Origin of the sequence: Falsiroseomonas sp., from assembly GCF_051859025.1 — a bacterium.
Lineage (GTDB): Bacteria > Pseudomonadota > Alphaproteobacteria > Acetobacterales > Acetobacteraceae > Falsiroseomonas.
In genome coordinates this window covers 30,678-52,309 of record NZ_JBHYGL010000038.1, presented here as the reverse complement: position 1 = coordinate 52,309, position 21,632 = coordinate 30,678, and the positions used below count along the sequence as shown (strand labels likewise).

General features: G+C 72.0%; 18 protein-coding genes. 5 read left to right on the top strand and 13 right to left on the bottom strand.

The features are described from left to right. Positions 1-61: 61 nt before the first annotated feature. The 3 genes from ACTIE5_RS24865 to ACTIE5_RS24855 are packed head-to-tail and all read right to left on the bottom strand — an operon-like array spanning position 62 to position 2,456. A complete protein-coding gene (locus ACTIE5_RS24865) occupies positions 62-1,027 on the bottom strand; it encodes a Bug family tripartite tricarboxylate transporter substrate binding protein (RefSeq protein ID WP_439552424.1) in 966 nt (321 codons plus the stop codon). Continuing rightward, positions 1,024-1,422, bottom strand: a complete 399-nt coding sequence (locus ACTIE5_RS24860; protein ID WP_439552423.1) for a RidA family protein — start codon at positions 1,420-1,422, stop codon at positions 1,024-1,026. Before ACTIE5_RS24860 ends, ACTIE5_RS24865 begins: the two co-directional genes overlap by 4 nt. 59 nt (positions 1,423-1,481) lie before the next feature. Then, positions 1,482-2,456 carry a DUF4892 domain-containing protein gene (locus ACTIE5_RS24855; RefSeq protein ID WP_439552422.1) on the bottom strand — a complete coding sequence of 325 codons (975 nt, stop codon included), beginning with the start codon at positions 2,454-2,456 and terminating at the stop codon, positions 1,482-1,484. A 105-nt stretch (positions 2,457-2,561) separates the two neighbouring features. Here ACTIE5_RS24855 and ACTIE5_RS24850 point away from each other — a divergent pair, with 105 nt between their 5' ends. The 5 genes from ACTIE5_RS24850 (at position 2,562) to ACTIE5_RS24830 (ending at position 6,748) form a co-directional block, all read left to right on the top strand. Next, positions 2,562-2,993, top strand: coding sequence for a CoA-binding protein (locus ACTIE5_RS24850; RefSeq protein ID WP_439552421.1), 432 nt, complete (start codon positions 2,562-2,564; stop codon positions 2,991-2,993). Positions 2,994-3,147: 154 nt separating this feature from the next. Next, complete coding sequence (locus tag ACTIE5_RS24845) at positions 3,148-3,831, top strand: DUF2076 domain-containing protein (protein ID WP_439552420.1); 684 nt, start codon at positions 3,148-3,150, stop codon at positions 3,829-3,831. Positions 3,832-3,937: 106 nt separating this feature from the next. Continuing rightward, the gene (locus ACTIE5_RS24840; protein ID WP_439552419.1) at positions 3,938-4,786 is read left to right on the top strand and encodes a LysR family transcriptional regulator; all 849 of its coding nucleotides are present in this window, start codon (positions 3,938-3,940) and stop codon (positions 4,784-4,786) included. Positions 4,787-4,860: 74 nt separating this feature from the next. Beyond that, positions 4,861-6,096, top strand: coding sequence for an MFS transporter (locus ACTIE5_RS24835; protein WP_439552418.1), 1,236 nt, complete (start codon positions 4,861-4,863; stop codon positions 6,094-6,096). Between the two features lie 4 nt (positions 6,097-6,100). Further along, entirely contained in the window at positions 6,101-6,748 is a 648-nt protein-coding gene (locus ACTIE5_RS24830) for a trimeric intracellular cation channel family protein (RefSeq protein WP_439552417.1), read from the top strand. A 6-nt stretch (positions 6,749-6,754) separates the two neighbouring features. On the opposite strand, the gene ACTIE5_RS24825 is transcribed toward ACTIE5_RS24830, so the two are convergent. From ACTIE5_RS24825 to ACTIE5_RS24780, 10 genes are all read right to left on the bottom strand, one after another. Then, positions 6,755-9,502 carry an ATP-binding cassette domain-containing protein gene (locus ACTIE5_RS24825; RefSeq protein ID WP_439552416.1) on the bottom strand — a complete coding sequence of 916 codons (2,748 nt, stop codon included), beginning with the start codon at positions 9,500-9,502 and terminating at the stop codon, positions 6,755-6,757. A 94-nt stretch (positions 9,503-9,596) separates the two neighbouring features. Then, the gene (locus tag ACTIE5_RS24820) at positions 9,597-11,732 is read right to left on the bottom strand and encodes a cysteine peptidase family C39 domain-containing protein (protein WP_439552415.1); all 2,136 of its coding nucleotides are present in this window, start codon (positions 11,730-11,732) and stop codon (positions 9,597-9,599) included. 5 nt (positions 11,733-11,737) lie between these two features. After that, positions 11,738-13,072 carry an NHLP bacteriocin system secretion protein gene (locus ACTIE5_RS24815; RefSeq protein WP_439552414.1) on the bottom strand — a complete coding sequence of 445 codons (1,335 nt, stop codon included), beginning with the start codon at positions 13,070-13,072 and terminating at the stop codon, positions 11,738-11,740. 84 nt (positions 13,073-13,156) lie between these two features. After that, positions 13,157-14,383 (bottom strand): hypothetical protein, encoded by a 1,227-nt coding sequence (locus ACTIE5_RS24810; RefSeq protein ID WP_439552413.1) that lies wholly within the window; start codon positions 14,381-14,383, stop codon positions 13,157-13,159. 126 nt (positions 14,384-14,509) lie between these two features. Beyond that, positions 14,510-14,944 (bottom strand): ATP-binding protein, encoded by a 435-nt coding sequence (locus tag ACTIE5_RS24805; protein ID WP_439552412.1) that lies wholly within the window; start codon positions 14,942-14,944, stop codon positions 14,510-14,512. A 21-nt stretch (positions 14,945-14,965) separates the two neighbouring features. Then, positions 14,966-17,023 carry a SpoIIE family protein phosphatase gene (locus ACTIE5_RS24800; protein WP_439552411.1) on the bottom strand — a complete coding sequence of 686 codons (2,058 nt, stop codon included), beginning with the start codon at positions 17,021-17,023 and terminating at the stop codon, positions 14,966-14,968. A gap of 4 nt (positions 17,024-17,027) precedes the next feature. After that, positions 17,028-18,011: an ABC transporter substrate-binding protein gene (locus tag ACTIE5_RS24795; RefSeq protein WP_439552410.1), complete on the bottom strand. Its 984-nt coding sequence runs from the start codon at positions 18,009-18,011 to the stop codon at positions 17,028-17,030. Beyond that, positions 18,008-20,035, bottom strand: coding sequence for an MFS transporter (locus tag ACTIE5_RS24790; protein ID WP_439552409.1), 2,028 nt, complete (start codon positions 20,033-20,035; stop codon positions 18,008-18,010). The genes ACTIE5_RS24795 and ACTIE5_RS24790 overlap by 4 nt, the downstream gene beginning before the upstream one ends. Beyond that, a complete protein-coding gene (locus ACTIE5_RS24785) occupies positions 20,032-20,823 on the bottom strand; it encodes a hypothetical protein (protein WP_439552408.1) in 792 nt (263 codons plus the stop codon). Before ACTIE5_RS24785 ends, ACTIE5_RS24790 begins: the two co-directional genes overlap by 4 nt. Further along, positions 20,820-21,614, bottom strand: coding sequence for a formyltransferase family protein (locus ACTIE5_RS24780; RefSeq protein ID WP_439552407.1), 795 nt, complete (start codon positions 21,612-21,614; stop codon positions 20,820-20,822). The genes ACTIE5_RS24785 and ACTIE5_RS24780 overlap by 4 nt, the downstream gene beginning before the upstream one ends. Positions 21,615-21,632: the final 18 nt, after the last annotated feature.

Sequence of the window (21,632 nt, the reverse complement as noted above, 5' to 3'; positions counted from 1 at the left end):
AAACGACCCTGGATCGTTATCAGTTGAAGGGGGAGCGGCGCTCCCCCTTCGGACAGCCAGATCAATCCGCCGTCGCGCCACTGGCCCGCACGATCGGCGCCCAGCGCGCGATCTCGCTGCGGATGAAGGCAGCGAATTCCGCCGGCCCACCCTCCAGCACCTGCATCCCCTGCCCCGCCAGCCTCTCCCGCACAGCGGGCACCTCCAGCGCCGCGCGGGTCGCGGCGTTGATCTGCTCCACCACCGCGGCAGGCGTGCGCGCGGGGCCAACGAGCCCGAACCAGGCCGTCACGTCGAAGCCGGGCAGGCCCAACTCCGCCAGCGGCTTCACCTCCGGCCAACTCGCCATCGGCCGCAGCCCCGACAACCCGATCGGCCGCAGCCGCCCGCCCTGCGCCATGCCGAGCGCGGCGGGGACGGAAGCGAAGGTCATGACCGTCTGCTGGCCGAGCACCGCATTGATGCTCTCCGGCGCCGAGCGGAACGGCACATGCGTCAGCCGCACACCCGTCATCTGCTCCAGCACCGCGCCGCCGAGATGCTGCGACGTGCCGGAGCCCCCGGAGGAATAGGTCAGCTCCCCCGGCCTGGCCCGCGCCGCGGCGACGATGTCGGCCACGCTGCGATAGGGGCTGTCGGGATGCACCACCAGCACGTTGGGGCTGGTGGCCGCCAGCGTGATGGGCGCGAAATCCGCCACCGGGTCGAAAGGCATGGTCCGGTAGAGCGCGGGGTTGATGCCATGCGTGGACACCGTCGCCATCAGCAGCGTGTGGCCATCCGGATCGGCGCGCTTCACGACATCGCCCGCGATGTTGCCACCGGCACCAGGCCGGTTCTCCACCACCACGGACTGGCCGAGCCGCCGACCGAGTTCATCGGCCAGCGCGCGGGACAGGATATCCGCGGCCGAACCGGCACCGATGGTGACGATCAGGCGGATGGGGCGCGTCGGGAAGGATTGCGCGCGGGCGCCGCCGGCCAGGACCAGCGCCGGGGCGGCCAGCAGCAGCGAACGGCGGTTCATGGCACCACCCCGATGCCCTGGATCTCCACCACGATGCCAGGCCGCGCGAAGGCGCTGACCGTCAGCAGCGCGGAACACGGGAACCGGCCACCCGGGAAATGCTCCGCCCGCAGCTTCACCAGCTGGTCCCCGTGGCGCGGGTCCAGGATGTAGACCGTGGTCCAGACCAGGCTGGAAAGATCGCCCCCGGCGCGCTTCAGCGTGCGGTCGATCAGCGCGTAGCAGGTCCTCACCTGCTTCTCGAAATCCCAGTTGATATCGTTGCCTTCAAGGTCCTGCGTCGCGGTCTGGCCGGAAAGCCAGACGGTGCGACCGCCAGACGTGATGACAGCGGGGGAGAAGGCGCGGGATTTCTGGAACTCCGTGCCTTCCAGATGCTCGACGACCAGGCTCATGGCACTCCCTCTCGGATCAGTGAGGGGAGCGTGCAACCGATTGCGTCAGGTGGGAAGGGCTACCGCTTCACGATCTCCACCCGGCGGTTCTGCTGGCGGCCGGCATCATTGTCGTTGCTGGCAATGGGGGCGGCCATGCCGGCGCCGAAGGGCGTCAGCCGCGCGGCGGCAATGCCCCATTCCCGCGTCAGCGCCGCCACCACCGATTGCGCCCGGCGCGTGGAAAGCTGCACGTTGTAGTCGAAGGCCCCCTGCCCGTCCGTGTGCCCGGCGACGATCACGTTCAGCGCGGGATTGGCGCGGAGGAACTTCGCCACCTCCTCCAGCGTCGGGCGGGAGGCCGGCAGGATCTCCGCGCTGTCGAAGCCGAACTGGATGCCATACAGCGCGACACGGCCCGTGCGCTCCACCGCCTGCTGCATGGCGGAGGCATCGACGAAGACGATGCGCCCGGACTGCATCGGCCGGCTTTCCACCACATCAACCAGCACCTGGGACCGCTGGCTGGTGGCGTTGACCAGGATGGCGACATGCACGTCACCCTCCGGCCGCGACAGTTTCGCGACGGTGTAGAGCAGGCTCGACCAGCCCGCGAGCAGCCCGGCATTCGCCCCCGATACGGTGTCGCGGACCGCGGACCACATCTCCGAGGGATCGCCACATTCATTGTCGCGGCAGGCGAAGAGCGTCTCGAACCCATTGGCGGCCAGGCGTTCCTGGTGGTTGCGCATCACCTCCAGCGCCGAACGTCCTTCCGGCACCTCATACCGCAGCCGAACGGCGCGGCCGGATACGGGCATGGCGTTGCGGTCACTGATTCGGGCACCGGCTTCACGCGTGTCGCGGCTGGTGACCCGGCGGTTGATCATGCGGAATTCGTCGAATTCCCGCGCATGCTGGAACCGCATCGTGGCGCCTTCGTAGCGGCCGACCAGCGGGTGGTCCCGCCCGCCGGCGACATCGGCCGCCGGGCGCGCCTGCGCGCCGGCTTGCAGGGGGAACAGCAGGACCGCCAGGAGCATCAGGATGCGCATGCCGCATCATCACGCGCGGGCGGGAAACCGGGCAATCGGGCCTCTGTTTCATCCGCTTCGCGCCACGCCCTTTGCGGCCCTGACGGAAGGGTGCAGAACAGCGCCATGATCGCCGCCGACGACACCACCATCCGGGACCTTCTGCTGGCCACGCGGCGAATCGCCGTGGTCGGCGCCTCCGACCGCCCGGACCGGCCGAGCCACGGGGTCTTCGGCTTTCTCCTCGCCCGCGGCTATGACGCGACGCCGGTGAACCCGGTGCTGGCGGGCAAGGCCATCCTGGGCCGCGAGGTCGCCGCGACACTGGCGGCGGCCGGGCCGCTCGACATGGTGGACATCTTCCGTCGCAGCGCGGAGGCCGGCGCGGTGGTGGATGAGGCGATCGCCCTCGGCGCGAAATCCGTCTGGCTGCAATTGGGCGTGGTGGACGAAGCCGCGGCCGCGCGCGCGCGGGCGGCGGGGCTGGTCGTGGTGATGGACCGCTGCCCGGCGATCGAATGGCGGCGGCTGAACCTGCCCGCGCGGATCGGTGCGTGAAACGTAACACCCACCCCGCTTGAAAAGCGCGTCGCGCCGGGCCACCTTCGGCCCACGTTAAATGCCGGTAAGGTAGCGCGGGCACCCTGCCGGCCCCACCCGCCCGCCCGGACCGCATCGCGGCCGGACTTCCTGCCAAGGGAATGAGAGAGACATGACGGACGAGGAACGCCGGATCATCACCGGCTATGTGGAGCGGGTGAGCGGCGCGGCGAACGCGGCGCCGGCGCGCCCGGCCTCGCCCTGGGGGGCGTTCGGCGGCCAGCAGCAGCAGGCCGCGCAGCCGCTTCCCCCGGTGGACCGGGAAGCCGATGCGCTGATCTCCGACCTGTTCAACCGCTATCCGGAAGCGCGCTACCGCATCACCCAGACCGCCTTCGTGCAGGAGCACGCGCTGGTCGAGATGCAGAACCGCATCCAGCAGCTGGAATGGGAGCTGGAGAACGCCCAGCGCCAGGGCCAGGCCCAGCAGAATCGCGGCGGGATGTTCGGCGGCATGTTCGGCGGCGGCGCCGCGCGCCCCGCGGCGATGCCGCCCCGCCCGCAGCCGCAGTATCCGCCGGGCTACAACCCGGCCGCGATGCAGCAGGGCGGCGGCCGCGGCTTCCTCGGCACCGCGATGATGACGGCGGTCGGCGTGGCCGGCGGCATGATGATGGGCAGCATGCTGATGTCCGCCCTCGGCGGCGGCGGCGCGCAGGCGGCGGAAGCGCCGACCTCCGGCGCGGCGGATGCCGGCGCGGCGGCACCGGAAGCGCCCGCCTATGGCGACGATGCCCAGGCCTATGACAATGGCGGCGGCTATGACGATGGCGGTGGCTACGACGAGGAGATCTGATCACCCCAGCGGGTGACGGATCCGGGGCGCGGCGGGGAAACCTGCCGCGCCTTTTTCATGTCTTCCCTTCATTGATCCCGGCCGATCCATTGTGGATCATCGGGCGATGCGCATTCCCGACCTCGACCTCGATCTGCTGCGCTGCTTCGTGACGGTGGCGGAGCAGGGCGGCTTCACCGCCGCCGGCAGCGCGCTCGGCCTGACGCAATCCGCCATCTCCCTGAAGGTGAAGCGGCTGGAGGATCTGGTCCGCCGCCCCGTCTTCCAGCGCACCAGCCGCCGCGTGGCCCTGACGCGGGAGGGTGAGACGCTGCTGGCCTATGCGCGCCGGATGCTGGCCCTGAATGACGAAGCCGTGCGCCGCCTGGTGGCGCCCCCCGTCGCGGGTCGGCTGCGCCTCGGCGTCGCCGACCATTTCGTCCCCCGCAGCCTGGCCCCGATGCTCGCCCGCTTCGCCACCACCTATCCCGAGGTGCGGCTGGAGGTGGAGGTGGGGCGCAGCCACGAACTCCGCGCCAAGCAGGCCAAGGGGGGGCTCGACCTGGTGCTGGGGAAGCGGCGGGATGGGGAGACGGCGGGCGTGCCCATATGGACGGAGACGGTGGTCTGGGCCGCCGCCGCCGACTGGCAGCCGCCGGAAGGCCGCCCGCTGCCGCTGGCCTTGCTGCCGGAGGGCTGCATGTTCCGCGAACGCGCCCTCGCTGCCCTGGCCCGCGCGGGGATGGGGTTCGAGGCCGTCTTCACCTGCGACAGCCTGCTGGGCCTGGCCGCGGCGGCGCAGGCGGGCTTCGCGCTGACCGTGCTGGGGCGCAGCGGCTTCCCGCCGGGGCTGCGGGAGGTGCCTGGCCTGCCGCCGCTCGGCGTGGTGGAGATGGCGGTCTTCGGGGATGAGACGGGCCGCAGCCAGGTGGTGGCGCCGCTGGTGGGGCTGATCCGGGACAGCCTGGCGGCGTAGCTGCCCTGCGATCCCGGCGATTGACCGGGCGCGGGGCCGGGGCGCAGCGTGGGGCCATCCCCGGAGCCCACCGCATGCCCGCCGAGACCGCCGACGCACCGCATCAAGACGCCCCGCACCGGGACGCCCGCGTGCTGGCGCTGATCGGCACCGGGCATTTCCTCAGCCATTTCTACATGCTGTGCCTGCCGCCGCTGTTCCTGGTGTGGCAGGCGGAGTTCGATGTCTCCTTCGCGACGCTCGGCCTGGCGGTGGCGCTGATGGCCGGCGTCACAGCGGCCTTGCAGACGCCGGTGGGGTTCCTGGTGGACCGGCACGGGGCCATGCCCTTCCTGCTCGGCGGCGTGGCTCTGATGGCGCTGTCCATCGCGGCCATGGCCTTCGCGCCGGGCTATTGGGCGATCCTGCTGCTGGCCATCCTGTCGGGCGTCGGCAATGCGGTGATCCATCCCGCGGACTACGCGATCCTTGGCGCCTCCATCCATCCGTCGCGCATCGGGCGGGCCTTCGCCATGCACACCTTCACCGGCAATCTTGGCTTCGCGGCCGGGCCGCCGGTGGTGGCGGCGATGCTGCTGGTGATGGATTGGCGCATGGCGCTGCTGGTGCTGGGGCTGATCGGCGTGCCGGTGGTGCTGGCCATCCAGTGGCAGGGCCGCATCCTGAAGGACCAGGCGAAGCCGAAGGACCGCGCCACCGGGCCGGGCGGGCGCGAATTGCTGCTGTCCCGCCCCATCCTGCTGTTCTTCGCCTTCTTCCTGCTTTCCGCCATGGCGGGCAGCGCGATCCAGACCTGGAGCATCACGGTGCTGGGCACGCTGTGGGGCACGCCGGTCGCGGTCGCGTCGCTGGCGCTCACGGCCTACATGGTCGGCGCCACGGGCGGCACGCTGGTGGGCGGCTGGTATGCGGACCGGTCCACGCGGCACCTCGTCTTCGTGATATCCACCACCATCGCATCGGCGGCGCTGCTGCTCTCGCTCGGCCTGGTGCCGATGCCGGAATGGCTGCTGCCGGCGGTGGCCGCGGCATCGGGGCTGCTGATGGGGTCGTCGCGGACGCCACGCGACGTGATGCTGAAGAACGCCATCCCGCCGGGGCAGATGGGGAAGGTGTTCGGCTTCGTCTCCTCCGGCCTGCCGCTCGGCGGCGCCATCACGCCGGTGCCCTTCGGCTGGCTCATCGACCTCGGCCTGGCCTGGATGGTGTTCCCGCTGGCCGCCGCGCTGCTGGTGGCGTCGCTGTTCTGCATGGGCAGCGCGCAAGGCGCGGCGCTGCGCGCGCGGGCCGTGCCGGCGGCGGCGGAATAGGGCGTTGGACGCCTTCGATACGGGGCTCCGGGTCCTCGACCTGCTGGGCATCGCGGTCTTCGCCGCATCCGGCGCGCTGGTGGCCAGCCGGAAGCAGATGGACATCGTGGGCTTCGTGCTGATCGGCGTCATCACCGGCTTCGGCGGTGGCACGGTGCGGGACCTGCTGCTGGGACGCACGCCGATCTTCTGGCTGAAATCGCCGGAACTGCCCGCCATCGCGGCCGCCGCCGCCATCCTGGTGTTCTTCTTCGCCCATCGCGTGGAAAGCCGCTTCAAGGCGCTGTTGTGGGCGGATGCGGTGGGCCTCGCGCTCTATGCCGTGCTGGGGGCGGAGATCGCGCTGATCGCCGGCGCCAACCCCTGGGCCGCAGTGCTGCTCGGCGCGGTCACGGCGACGGCGGGCGGCATCATCCGAGACGTGGTCTGCAACGAATTGCCGCTGATCCTGCGGAAGGAGATCTACATCACCGCCGCCATGGCCGCCGCCACGGCCTATGTGGTGCTGCGCCTGGCCCCCCTGCCGCGCGACGTGGCGCTGGTCTCCGGCATCGCGATCGGCTTCACGCTGCGCGGACTGTCCATCTGGCGCGGCTGGTCCCTGCCGCCCTTCCGGCCACGCCCGGCGCGGGATTATCCGGACGCGCGATAGGGCGTCTCACCCCGCCTCGATCACCCCGGCCTCGACCAGTTCCTCGAACCGCCCGGCATGGGCGACGCGGCCTTCCTCGATCACCACGATGCGGTCGGCGCCGCGGATCGTCTCCATCCGGTGGGCGATGACGATGCGCGTGCAGGTCATGCCCGCCACCGTCCGCGTCGTCACCGCCTGGGTGGTGGGGTCCAGCGCGCTCGTCGCCTCGTCCAGGATCAGCACATCCGGCCGGTTCACCAGCGCGCGCGCCAGCAGCAGCCGCTGCACCTGCCCGCCCGACAGCACCTGCGACGCATCGGCGATGGGCGTGCGCAGGCCCAGCGGCATGGCCCGCACATCCTCGGCGATGGCGGCGCCTTCCAGCGCGGCCCAGATCTGCGCCTCCGTCGCGTCGCTGAAGCCGCGCAGCGTGTCGATCAGCGCGCCGGGCGGCAGGGTCGCGCCCTGCAGCACGGTGCCGACGCGACGCCGCAGCAGGCCGAGGTCGAGCGAGGCGAGGTCCTGCCCGTCATAGGCCACGGATCCGAAATGCGGCCTTTCGAGCCCCAGCAGCAGCCGCACCAGCGTGGATTTCCCGCAGCCCGACCGGCCGATGATGGCGACGAACTCGCCCGCCTCCACCTCCAGCTCCAGCCCCCGGAAGACCGGCTGTTCCGCCCCCTCATAGGCGAAGGCGACGTTGGACAGGGACAGGTGGCCGGACAGGCGGCCGGGATCGATGCGCCCGGCCGTCGCCTCAGGCAGGGATTGCATCAAGGGCGCCGCATGGTCGCGCATCGCGTTCAGCGGGTGGAAGCCCATGAAGGCCGCGCCGAAGCCGGAAGCCGCGCCATTGGCGATCATGAAGGCCATCAGGAAGCCGACCACCGCGGGCTTCGCGCCGGGATCGCCGGCCGCGAAGACCACGAACAGCAGGCCGAGCGCGATGAAGGTCAGCGCGGCGGAGATGGCGGCGTGCCAGGTCTCCACATGCTCCTCCGCCAGCTTGCTGCCGCGCAGCGCCATGAAGCGCTCCGCCCAGCGGGCCAGCAGGCGCTGTTCCACGCCGGCCAGGCGCAGCTTGGTGATGCCGCTCACGGCCTCGATCGCCAGCGCATCGGCGGCGCCGGTCTGCGCCAGGCTGGCGGCATGGGCGCGCGTCTTCAGGATGCCCGCGCCGATGGACAGGCCGAGCTGCAGCAGGATCAGCGGCAGCGCCACCACGGCGGCCATCGGGATATAGGCGAACAGCGCCGCCATGGCGGTGGTGAAGGTCGCGATCCCGCCGATCATCGCCAGGCGGTAGTTCTTGCGCCCCAGCGGCACGGCCAGCGCGACGCCGAGGCGCGACGCCAGTTCGGACGGGCTGTGCCGCCGCAGCACCGGGATCGGCAGGCGCAGCAGCCGGTCCCACAGCGCGGCATGCAGCGGCGCCTCCATCGTGGCCGTCATGCGGTGCTTGGCGATGTCACCCGCCATCTGCACGACGAAATTCGCCAGCCCCACGCAGGCCAGCGCGATGCCGAGTTCGACCAGCCCGAAGCGGTTCCCGCCCGGGATCAGCGACCCCGTCGCGAAGGACATCGCGACCGGCATGCCAAGGCCGAGGAAGGCGCCGATGATGGCCGCCCCGATGGCCAGCGCCTTGTCCGACCCATGCGGATGCACGAAGTGCTGCAATTGCGGCCAGCCCAGCGGCTGGTCCGGCAGCGGTTCGATCAGCGTCCAGCCGCGCGCTTCCAGCGTGCCGGCCACCGCCTCCGTCACCGCCACCGCGGCGGCGCCTTGCTTGTGGATGGCGTAGCGGCCGCCATCCCGCAGCAGCGCCACCGCATCGCCCCCTTCCTCCCGCCCCAGCAGCGGGCCGAGGTCGCGCTTCCACCAATCGCCGGGCAGCGCCACCTGCCGCAGCCGCAGGCCGGAGGCGCGGGCGATCTCCTCCATCGTCGGCGGCGTGTCGATATCCTGTTCGCGCAGCCGGATCGGCCGCGTGATGCGCGGGCGCAGGCCCGCGGCCTTCGCGACCGCCACCATGGCCAGGAACAGCGGCGCCTCGTCCTGGCCCGGATCGGCTTCTGCCGGTGGGGGCGCGTGCAGCAGGGCGGCGGCGATGCCGGCGGTGCGGCTTTCGGCTTCCCGGTCCTGCCGCGTGCGCTGTTCCAGGCGCCCGCTTTCGTCGATCTCCGCCAGGCTGCGCAACCCGGGCAGCATGGCGACGCAGGCATCCGTATAGGCGGCGATGCCGGTGGCCGCTTCCTCCAGCGCCTCCGCCGGCAGGGCGGCGAAGACCGGGGCCTCGAAGGCCGAACCCGCGACCAGCCAGGCCTGGGGCGGCAGGGGCATCAGGCCCGAGACCTGTTCCAGCCCGAGCAGCATGGCCCCCTGCGGCGGCAGGCGCAGCCAGGCGCCCTCCCCCCGCGCGGTGGCGGATTGCCGGTCCGCCAGTTGCAGCATCCGGCCCGGCCGTGCCACGCGGTCGATGTTGGAAGGCCGCCAGAGCCGCGCGCCGAGCCCCTGGGCCAGCACGCCCGCCCAGCCCTGCATCGCCTCCAGCACCGCCTCCGCGCCGCCCAGCGCGCCGAGATGCGGCAGGCGCCGCAGCAGGGCGCCGGCGGCGGGGCGGATCACCAGGCATTCGATGTCGGACCCGTGCCCGACCACCAGGCTGCCCGCTTCCAGCCTTCCCACGAACAGGTAGGGGCCGGGCGGCGCCACGCCGTCATCCAGCCCCTCCATCGCGGCAAACAGATCGGCTTCGCCACCCTCCAGCACTCAGAAGCCGCCGGGCTCCGCCAGGCTGCGCGGGGGCTGCTGGAAGCGGCGGTCGAGGGTCTCGATCGGGAGTGTCGAGGTGAGCGTATCCATCTCAGGCCTCCTGCAACATCAGCCGGGCGAAGGCGCCGCGGCGCGCCGCCAGTTCCCCGGGCGGGCCCATCTCCACGATCGTGCCGCGCTCCATCACCACCACGCGGTCGCAGTCGCGCAGCGGCGCCAGGCGATGCGCGATCACCAGCATGGTCGCGCCGCGACGGCGGATGCTGGAGAGCAGCTCGGCCTCCGTCTCGTCATCCAGCGCGGCCGTCGCCTCGTCGAAGACCAGGATGCGCGGGTCCTGCACCAGGGCGCGGGCGATCTCGATACGCGCGCGCTGGCCGCCGGACAGATTCGTGCCGCCGCCGGCGACGGGGAAGGCGTAGCCTTCGCGCCGGTCCAGGATGAAGTCGTGGATCACCGCGTCGCGGGCCGCGGCGTGCAGCCGTTCCTCCGACACCGTCGGGTCCCACATCGCGATGTTGTCGCGGATGGTGCCGGTGAACAGGAAGCCGTTCTGGTCCACCACCTGCACGCTCTGCCGCAGCACGGCGCGGGGGATGTCGCGGATCGGCTTGCCGTCCAGCAGCACCTCCCCCGACCAGGGCTCGTGCAGCCCCGCCGCCAGCAGCGCGAGCGTCGATTTGCCGGAGCCCGAGGCGCCGACGATGCCGACGCGCTCGCCCGGCTCGATCACCAGCGACACGCCGGTGATGAGGGGCGCGGCGCGGCGCGAATGCCCGAAGGTGACGTCGCGCAGCTCCACCTTCCCCTGCAGGCGCCGGATGAGGCGCGGCGCGGGCGGCGGCTTCGTGAATTCTTCGGACAAGGGATGACGCAGCGTGTCGTCGAGCAGGCGGAGATTGGCGCCGGCCTCCTGCAACCGCGGACCCAGCTGCACCAGGCGCCCGACCGGCGCCAGGAAGGCGGATTGCAGGAACAGGAAGCCGACCATGGCGCCGATGGACATCTGCCCATCGATGATGAGGCCGCCGCCCACCGCGATGGCCGCCGCCGCGGCGATGGTGGTGACCAGCCCCGGCAGGTGCTTCAGGGCGGCCCGGCCCAGCATCAGCGATTGCCGCAAATTCAGCGCCCGCGCGCGGCGCGCCGTCAGGCGGTCGAACAGCAGGGCCTCCGTGCCGCTGGCGCGATAGCTGTCGATCATGCGCAGCCCCTGCTTGGCCTCCGCATCCTCCAGCCCCTGTTCGTTCAGCAGGCGCTGCTGTTCCTCCCTCAGCCGCGCCGAGAGCAGCAGCAGCGCGATGCCGAGCGTCGCGGCGCCGAGCGCGGAGACGAGGCCGAGCCGCCAGTCGAACAGCACCAGCACCGCCAGGTAGGTGACCGCCATGATGAGGGCGAGCATGGTGCCGCCGATCTCCCGCGCCACCGTGCCGGCGACGCGGTCATTCAGCATCACGCGGTCCGCGATGCCCGCCGCGCCGCGCTGGCCGTAGAAGGACAGCGGCAGGCGCAGCACGCGTTCCATGAACTCGATCCCGCCGCGCACCGCGACGCGGGTTTCCAGATTGTGCTGCAGCGTCTTCTGCATCCAGGTGCAGAGCGCGGCGAACAACCCCGCGCCGAAGACCACTAGCACGATCGGCCACAGCCAGGCGACGATGCCCGCCGACATGACGCGGTCGAGGAAGACCTGCCGGAAACTCGGCTGCAACACGCCCGGCACCGCCAGCATCAGGCTGATCCCGATGGCGAGCCAGACGGCGGCGCTGCCGCCGCGCAGGCGATCCGCCAGGCCGCGCAGCGCATTCGGCGCGCTGCCGCCGCGCTGGAAGGCGGGGCCGGGCTTCATCATCAGCAGCACGCCGCTGAACTGCCGGCGCAGCTCCCGGTCATCCACCCGGCGGCGGCCGCGGGCGGGATCGTTCACGCACCACATCCCGCCGGACTTTCCTTCCAGCACCAGGAAATGGTCCATGCCCCAATGCAGGATGGCGGGGCAATCGGCCTGGTCCAGCGCCTCCGGCTCGCAGCGCACGGCGCGGACCTCGAAGCCCAGCTCCCGCGCCGCGGCGACGATGTGCTGCGCCTTGCTGCCATCGCGGGACACGCCGCAGCGCGCGCGCAGATCCTCCAGCGTCAGCCACAACCCATGATGCGCGGCGATGATGCCGAGTGCGGCGGCGCCGCATTCCGCCGCCTCCACCTGCAGGATGGTCGGCGTGCGCATCGCCATCACCGCTGCGCCACGGTGGTCGCGGCCGGCGCGGTGGCGCTATCGGTCGTGACGCGCACATCCTCCCCCAACCATCGCTGCAAGGCGGGCAGGCCGAGCGCGATCATCCGCACCTGGCGCACCGTGGCCTGCATGCCGACCGGCGTGCCGCCCTCGATGGAGAAGGCGGGGCCGCTGCCGCCAGACCAGACATGGCGGCCGCGCGCATCGTGCTGCAATTCGATGTTCACCTCGAACAGCGTGCGCTGGTTGCGCTGGAATTCGGAGACCAGCGCATCGTTCTGCAGCGTGCGCAGCATGCCCGCGCTGCTGGCCGGGGTATCCGCCACCCGCAGCACGCGGCCGCGCAGGTAGCCGTATTCCTGCGACGGCGCCGTGGCCGGCGACAGATCCACCACCATGCCCGGCTGCAGTTTCTTGCCGTCCTGCGCGCCGACATAGACCAGGCCCACCAGCGATCCCGTGCCCGCTTCCGTGTCGCTGCGCACCAGCGTCAGCAGCGGGCCGCCGCGGCTGACCACCTGCCCGACATTCGCCTTCGCTTCCACCACGCGGCCATCGAAGGGCGACCGCACGGCGCCCATCCGGTAGATGCGGTCGTTCAGCGTCGTCACCTGGCGGTCCGCCGTCGCCACGCGCTGGTCGGCGGTCAGCAGGTCCCGCTCCCGCTGGGTCTGGCGCATCATCGCGTCCATCTCCAGCACGCGGCGTTCGTTCTGCAGGCTCTCGATCTGGTCGCGCACGCCGAACAACTCGATCTGCGCGCCGATGGCGCGGTCCCGCGTGGCCAGAGACCGGTCCGCGAGGTCCCGCACCACGCCCTCCCGCTCCGTCAGCAGGCGGAGGCGATCCTGCGCGGCGCGCAGGCTGCGGGCGAGCCCTTCATCCCGCGCCGCGCGCCAGGCACGATCCGCGGCCTGTTCGCGGTCCTGGAAGCGGCGCATTTCCGCCCGCGCGGTCTGCGCGTCCCGCAATTCGCCCTCGGCCGCGGAGAGTTGCAGGCGAAGCTCCGCCTGGTCCACCACCGCGACCACGCTGCCGGCGGTGACGAGGTCACCCGGCCGCGCGGTGAATTCCACCACCCGCCCCTCGGTGTCGGAGACGATGTCGGTCAGCCCGCCGGCGGAGAGCAGGATGCCCTGGCCGTTGATCTTGACCGGCACGTTGGTGACGGCCGACCAGCCGATGAGGCCGAGCGTCAGCGCGCCCAGCACGCCCCAGAGGATCTTCAGCGGGGGCGGCACCACTTCCAGCGCATCCTCCACCGTGGTGACGGAGGTGGCGGAGGCGACGGCTTCGGCACGGAACAACGGAACCTTGCCGGGATTTTCCATGGGCGTGCATCCGCGATCGGGCGTGAAGGGGGAAGGCGTCGCAACGGGGCGCTGATCCTGGGGGGCCGGCGCCCCGCCGGGCGATCAGAAGCGGAAGGCGCGACGGATCTTCTTGCCCGCGCTCTTCACCGCGTTCTTCGCCTTGTTCGCCGCATCGGCGGCCGCCTTCTCCGCCGCCGCCTTGGCATCGGCCGCCGCCTTTTCCGCCGCCGCCTTGGCCTGCGCCGCCGCCTGTTCAGCCGCCGCCTTGGCATCGGCCGCCGCCTTTTCCGCCGCCGCCTTGGCCTGCGCCGCCGCCTGTTCAGCCGCCGCCTTGGCGTCGGCCGCAGCCTTGTCCGCCGCCGCCTTGGCATCGGCTGCCGCCTTGTCCGCCGCGGCCTTCGCATCGGCCGCCGCCTTGTCCACCGCCACCTTGTCCGCGATGGCCTTGGCTTCGGCGGCCGCCTTCACGGCGGCATCGGCTGTCGCCGCGGCGCCCTTCTCCACGCCATCCGCAACCGGCTTGGTATCGACGGTGACGCTGACGCCGGCGTTCAGCCCGCCGATGCCCACCGCGGCCTCTCCGCCCACACCCAGCGTGACCTTGCCCTTGTCCAGCCCCGCCTGGCCATTGAGGCCGACACCCGCCGAGCCCGGATCGACATAGCCGACGGAGCCGGTGCCGGAGGCTTCCTTGGTGCCGATGGTGGCCGTGGCGGTGATGGAGCTGTAGGCGCCCGCCATCACTTCCGCGCCGCCCTTCACGCCGGTGACGCCGACGCTCATCTGCCCCTCGACGCCGGCCTTGACGCCGACTTCCGTCGTCGTGCCCGTCGTGGCGGTCACGCCCTTGCCCAGATTATGCTCGGTCTCCACCGTGACGCTGACGGTGCCGCCGATGCCCGCGACGCCGGAGACGCCGACATTCGTCACGCCGACCTGCGCGCCGACCATGATGCCGGCCGCGGCTTCCGCCGTGACTGTCGTGGTGACGTTGCCTTCCGTCTTCGTGCCGCTGATGGAGGCGAAGGCGCCCGCGCCGGCGGAAGCACCGACACCGGTCACCGAAACCTCGTAGCCCGCGCCGGCGAAGGCGCCGGCCTGGCCGGTCACCGTCACGCCGCCGATCTCCTTCGTCGTCGACACCATCGCGCCCACGCCGACGCCGTCGGACTTCACCACCGGCCCGCTGATCGCGACGCCGTATTCGACATCATCCTCCTTGCCATCGCTGGCCTGGGTGCTGGACTGGATGGCGCCGCTGCCGCCCACGACGGCGGCCAGCATCGAATCGTCGATTTCCACGAAACCGGGCTTGGTGACAGCGTTCATCGGCGGGTGTTTCCCTGACAGGCGGGGCGATGGAGGGGATACCGTCGGTCTTCATGACCCGGGTTCCCGGCACGCGCCGCGTCCTGCGGGCATCCGGATGATGCCGCGATAGGGTTACGCCAGGGTTTATGCCGCGCGGGGGAAAAGCCGCTCCACCGAGAATCGGTTCTCGCCCTGCTCCCGCGCATAATGCTGCGCGTCCGTCATCTCCCGCACCAGGAACATGCCGAGGCCGCCGATGGCGCGGTCATCGATCCCCGCATCGATTTCGGGGTCCTGCTGCGCGGTCGGATCGAAGGGCGTGCCATCATCGATGGTGGTCAGCCGGACGCGCAGCCCCGCCGTGCCGGCGGCGGCCTCCAGCTCCACATGCAGGATGCCGGCCTGTCCCTCCGGCCAGGCGCAGCGGGCGATGTTGGTGACGATCTCCTCCGCCACCAGGCGAAGCTGCATCGCCTCCTTCATCTCCGCGCCGGCATCGACCAGATGCTCCTCGATGCTGTCGAGAAGCTGGCCGACCGCCTTATCATCGCGCTGGCAGGAAAGCCGGATCGCCGCCATGTCAGCCCCCTGCCGAAACCGCTACGCGCAAGCCAGCACCGCCGTGCCGGGATCCGCCGGCATTGCAGGCGGCACGGCACCACGCCAGTGCAGTGCCAGCATGGTGATGTCATCCGCCTGCGGCTCGGTATCCGCGAAGGCCTCGACATGCCGCGCGACGGCATCGACGAGCTGCGCGGGTTCCGCCAGCGCGGGATCGACCATGATGGCGGCCAGGCGGTCGTCGCCGAACAGGATGTCGCCGGGCGCCACCGCTTCCGTCACGCCATCGGTGAACATCAGCACCATGTCGCCGGCATCCAGGACGACGTGCTGGTCCATGAACTCCATCCCGTCCATGACGCCGAGTGCGATGCCGCGCGCCACTGGCAGCTCCGCCTCCCCCAGCCTGCCGCGGCGGCGGGGCGGGTTGTGGCCGGCATTGGCGTAGGTCAGCAGGCCCGTGCGACAATCCAGCACGGCGGCGAAGACCGTGGCGAACATCATGGTGGGATTGTCGGTGGACAGCACGTCATTCGCCTGGGCCAGCGCCTCCGCCGGGCTCAGGCCACGGCTGATGGCGGCGCGCAGCAGGGTGCGGGCCATGGCGATGAAGATGGCGGCATGCACGCCCTTGCCGGAGGCATCGCCGATCAGCAGCGCGAGCCGGTGTTCGTCCAGCATCACGAAGTCGCAGAAATCGCCACCGACCTCCTTCGCCGGCACCATCGCCGCGTGCAGGCGAAACTCCGGCATCTGCGGGAAGGTGGTGGGCACGGAGGACAGCTGCAGGCGGCGCGCGACGTCCAGCTCCTCCCGCATCCGGTTCAGCTGGGTGCGTTCCTCCAGCGCCTGGCGCACCAAAGCGAGGTCGCGCGTCCGCTCCTCCAGCAGCTGCGCCATCGCGGCGTGCTGCTGCACGACATGGCCGGACAGCCGCGCGAAGGCCGGGCCGAGTGCCGCGCCCTCCCCCTCCAGCAGGCCCAGGATCTCGTCGCGCTCCGGCCCGTCCAGCACGGCGGTCAGGCGCGCGATCTCCTGCCCGATCAGCGCGCGCTCCCGCAGGGAGGAGAGGCGGTTGCGGGTCTGCAGCCGGTCCAGCGCCAGGGTGTTGCTGCGCAGGGCCTCCAGCGCCGCCTGGATGGCGCCGACCTCGTCCCGCCGCGCGGCGATGGCGGCGGAGGCGAAGATGTCGCCCCCCGCCACCGCCTGCAGCGCCCGCGCCAATTCGCTGAGGGGGTCGATGGCGTCGCGGATCACGCGATACAGCAGCCCGCAGGTGACGGCGGCCGCCACCACCAGCAGCGCGCCGGCCAGCAGCAGCAGAAGCTGGCGGGACTGCGCTTCCGCCGTCGCATCGGCCAGCACCAGCACCTGGCCCACGCGGGCCCCCGCAGAATTGTAGAGCGGCGTCGCCTCCACCCGGAAGATGCGGCTGCCGAGGCTGACGGTCTGGCCCTCACGCAGTGTCGCGTCGCCGTCGCGCAGCGCCTGGTCGGTGGCGAAGATCACGGCGCCCTGCCGGTCCCGCAGCAGCAGATCCGCGCCCAGCTGCCGCGCCACGCCGCCCAGCGCGCCATCCGCCGGCATGCTGCCCGACAGCAGGTCCCCGCTGCCGGTGCGCAGGCTGACGACCAGCAACATCGGCCCATCCGCCGCTGCCTCGAACCGGGCGGAGATGCCATCCCGCGGCAGCTCCCGCTGCAGCGCGGAAGCACCGCTCGCCAGCGGTTCCGCCACAGCCGGCGCCGCCGCCAGCAATTGTCCTTGCGCACCCACGATATCGATCCGCGCCGAGGGGCCATCGAGCCCGAGTTCCGCCCGCAGCATCGCCAGGCGCTGGCGCAGCGCGGATTCGTCATGCGCGGCGCGCGCCGCCATCAGCGCTTCATCCACCGCGGCCTGGCGCAGCGCGGCCAGCAGCGGTGCCGCGGCGCGTTCCACCGCCTCATGCAGCGTGGCGGATTGCAGCCCGGCGCGGAGGGCGGCGGCGCGCTCCTCCCCATCGCGCAGCACCAGCCAGGCGGGCACGGCGACGGAGGCCGCGACAAGCGCCATGGCAAGGGCGAACAGCAGCAGGATGCGGGATCGAAGCAGCATGGCGTCAGACCGTCTCCGCCACGCGCAGCAGGCCGACCGGCGGGAAGGACCGCAGGCGCCGCGCGCTGTCCATGCGGACAAGGAAGGACATGCGGGTCAGCGTCTCCACCGGGATGGTCTCCGCGGCGCGGCCCTCCCGCAGGATCTGTTCCGCCTTGAAGCCGGTAAAGGCGCCGACGCTGTAGTAGCGGCTGACGAGGCCCGCGAGCCCCTCGGCGAATTGCACGAAGCGTTCGGTGGCCGCGAAGGTCGGCAGCCCGTGGTCCAGCGCGCTCTGCGTCAGCACCATGCGGTGGTCGTTGAGGAAGGTGTCCGGCGGGATGTAGAGCCAGTCCACCCCCGCCTCCCGCGCCTCCGCCACCCGGCCGGGGATGGAGGCCGGGTCGGGCCGCCGCGCCTCGTTCAGCGCCACCGGCAGCTCCACCAGCCCCTCGCCCAGCAGCGCGCGCATCTGCGCGACGACGGACAGCGAATTGCGCTCATTCGGGTTGAAGATGGCGGCGACGCGGTTGAAGGGGCGGTAGCGCGCCATGGCCCGCATCTGCACCTCCACCGAGGCGATGTATTCCGTGCCCGTCACCGCGCGCCCCGGCGATTCGCCGCTGCGCACCAGGCGGTTGCCGACGGGATCGGTGACGATGTTGAACACCACCGGCACGCCGGTGATGTGCCGCGCCGGATCGGCCGCGTCCCAGGGCCCGAGCGCCGCGATGGCGAGCGAGGTGCCCCAGACATAGACGAGGTCCGGCTTGGTCTCCCGGATCTCCGCCACCATGGCGGGCAGGCGGCGCAAATCCTGCGCCACGTCCCGCACCGTGAGTTCCACGGGGATGCGGCGCGCGGCGAAATGGTCCCGGAAGCCGTCGCAGGCTTCCTCCCACCCGCGGAACAGCAGCATGGTGATGCGATGGGGCCGCACCTGCGCAATGGCGGGCGCCGTGAGCACGAGGGTGGAGGCGGCCAGCAGGCCGCGCCGTGCGATTCTCATGCGAAGGCCTCCCGTCGTGTGCGTCCCGCCAGCAGGGCCAGCGCATAGGCCAGCGCCATGGCGCCGGAGACGACGCCCAGCACCAGCATCGCCTGCTGCCCGCCCCCGGCCGCCAACAGCGCCGCCGCGGCCGGCGGGCCGACCACGCTGCCGAGGCGTTCCGCCAGGCGCAGGAAACTCATCATCGCGGCCGAACTCGGCGCGCCCGGGCGCAGGCTGAGCGTCGGGATCATCGCCAGCATCGGCGCGGCCGCCAGGCCCTGCGCGAAGCCGGTCGCGATCACCGCCAGCGGCAGCGCCGTCTCCGCCGGCAGCCACAGCGGCGCCAGCAGCCCCGCGCCGTTCAGCAGCCCCGCCACGACGATGATGCTGCCGCCGCGGCCCGACCGATCGGCGATCCAGGCGCCGAGCATGATGGCCGGCAGCATGCAGAGGCCATAGAGCATCACGTTGCGCCCGATCGCGGCCTGGCTGAGCCCGAGTTCACGCAGTTCAAGCGGCGCCAGGAAGAAGATGAAGCCGCCCAGCAGCACCTTGGCCGGGATCGCGGCCAGCAGCACCAGCATCACGAAATGCGGCTCGGCGAAGGATGCGCGGGCGGCCTGCCACAGGCCGGCGCGCTTCTCCTCCTCCTGCCCGCCCGCCGGCATGCAGCGCCAGGCCAGCGCCGCGATGCCGAGGACGAGGACGGCGGAAGCGATGAAGGTGAGCCGGAAGCCCAGCCGGTCCGCCAGCACGGCGCCGATGGCGGTGCCGCAGACCGCGCCCGTCATCACCGCCGCGGTGAAGCCGCCCAGGCTGCGCGCCAGGCGGCCGGCCGAAGCCTCCCGCGCCAGCTGCACCTGGCAGGCGATGGTGACGATGGCATAGCCGACGCCGCAGATGGCGCGGGCGGCGGAAAGGGTGACGAGGTCCGGCGCCAGGGCCGCACCGACATGGCCGATGCCGGCGGGCACCATGCCCATCAGCAGCGCGCGGCGGGGCCCGTGGCGCGACACCATCTGCCCGCCCCAGGGCGTCAGCAGCGCCACCGCGGCGACGAAGGTGACGAGCGGCAGTGCCGCCCCCAGCATCCCCGCCTGCCCGCCCGCGAGTTCCATCGCGAAGATCGGGTTGAAGGAGGTGGAGAGCTGCTCGGCGAAGACGAACAGGAACAGCGGCAGCCGCGCGGAAGCGGCACCGCCGCCCAGCCCTTCCCGCACCGCGGCGGCACCGAAGCGCAGCCTGTCCCGCACGCCGTCCAGCACCGCCGCGGCGCGGCGGCCGGCGCCGCTTTCCGCCGCCAGCCAGCACAACCGGTCCCAGCGGTCATTGGTGCGGCGGACCAGCACGTTGAAGTGGCGCGCGACGCGCCCGGCTTCGCCGCCGATCTCCCCCGGCGCGCGCGCCGTCCAGTCCCCGCCCGCCAGGCGCGACTGCAGCCGCAGCACCATGTCGATCGGCGCGGCGACGAGGCGGGAGAGGATGAAGCGCAGGAACTCAGCCGTGGCCAGCAGCACCACCAGCAGCACGATCAGCACGTCCCACCGCATGTCATCCAGCGCGGTGTCGAGGCGCGCGCGCGCGATGCCGACATGCAGCCACCCCGCGACCTGCCCCTCCTCCAGCAGCGGCTGCGCGGCATCGTAGCTGCCGCCCTGCACGCGCATCAGCGCGCCGCGGCTGGGCACGGCCGTGCCCGCGGGCAGCCCCACGAATTCCGCCGGCGCGCCACCCGCCGCCGCGACGACGCGGCCCGACGAATCGGTCAGCAGCAGATAGGCCAGGCCCTCCCGCGTCGAGAGCAGGCCGGCCAGGTATTCATCGAGTCCCGACAGCCCGGCGAAGGGCACGCCGAGGTCGAGCGCCCGCTGCACCGCCTGCGCGCCGATGCTGCCGACCACCGTCGCCTCCCGCTCCAGCTCCGGCCTCAGCTCCGTCTCGAAGCTGCGCAGCGCGGCGGAGGAGACGAAGCCGACGGCGAGCGTCAGCAGCAGCACGGCAACGGCGACGACGCTGCCGACCAGGCGGCGATCCGGGGTCATGGCGTGGCGGGCTCCATCCTGGGCGTGGTTTCGGCCGGGGCAGGTTCGGGCAGGGTGGCGGCGATGGCTTCCAGCTGGCGCTCGGCATCGGTCAGCACGGCATCGGCCTCCGCGATCGCCTGCTGCAGCCCGGCGGCGAGGGGTTCCGGCGCCGCGCCTGGCTGCATCGCGCCCTCCACCGCCGCGAACCAGCGGCGGGCCTGGCGCGTCACCAGGTGGATGCCGAGCACGCCGAGCGGCACGGCGAAGGCCAGCGCCAGCAGCCCGGCCTTCACCATGCCGAGCAGCGTGGCGGTCAGGCGTTCATCCACCGCGTCGCGCCCGTAGCGCAGCAGCACCGCGCCCTCGATTTGCCCGAAGCCGTTGATGATGGGCACGCCGATCCCGTGCCGCGCGCCATCCTGGAAGCGCCAGGCGTGCGCGGCGGCGCGGGGGTCGAACAGCCCACGCGGCAGCGTGGCGCCCAGGTTCTGGCGATCCGTGTCGAACAGCACCACGCCATCGGGGTCCGCGATGGCGAGGCCGCCGATCAGCGGCTCCGCCGCGCGCGACCGTTCCAGCAGCGATTGCGCGCCCGGCACGCCGGCCAGCCGCACGCCGAGCGCCAGCGAATTCTCCACCGTGGCGCCGAGTTCGACGGCCAGGATCTCCAGCACCTTCGCCTGCTGTTCCAGCAGCATGCGTTCGAACTTCAGGTAGTTGAGGCCCGCCGTCAGCCCGCAGCCCAGCAGCAGCATCATGGCGATGACGCCGCCGAGCCGCGCGGCGAAGGACGCGCCCCCCGTCATGCGGCGGCGCTCCATCGCACCGCGGCGGCGGGCTCGCGCGGCGGGAAGGCGGCGGCCAGGACCTCCGCGAAATCCTGCGCGTTGACGATGGGCACGGGCAGCGCCGCGAAATCCTCCGGCGCGGGGAAGCGGTAGTAATGGCCGCCCTCGGGCTGCGGGGTGCCGGCCGGCATGCGGCCCTGCGCGATGGTCGTCGCCGCTTCCGCCGCGATGGCGACGCCGCCGCGATACAGCGCGGACGTATGCGCCATGAGGGAGCGGGAGGGGTCGAGCGGCACGCGCGCGATGCCGAGGATGGGGCCCGTATCGATGCCCCGGTCCACCATGTGCACGGTGCAGCCCAACACGGGTTCGCGCTTCAGGATCTGCCAGAAGGGCGCGAAGAGGCCACGATAGCCCGGCAGCGCGCCGGGATGGACGTTGATGATGCCGCGCGGCACGGCATCGATCACGCGCTGCGGGAAGATCAGCGAGAAGCGCGCGGAGATGACGAGGTCCGGCCGGAAATCCAGCAACTGGCGCGCGCCGCCATCCGCCTTCAAATCCAGCAGCGGCGTCCATTCATCGGGATGCGGCACCTGGCCGAAGCCGGTTTCCAACGCCGCGAAGGTGTCGATGGCGACATCGCGTTCCAGCAGCTTCATGATCTTCAAGGCAGGAACGGCATTCTCCGCATCCCGCGTCTTCACACTGCAGAAGAAGCGGAGGTCGGCGAAATGGAGGCGTTCGGCCAGGATCCGGGCCGCGAGCAGGCCGTGGATGTCCTTCTTGACGCAAAGCGCGATACGCATGCCGGTCCCATGCCTTGC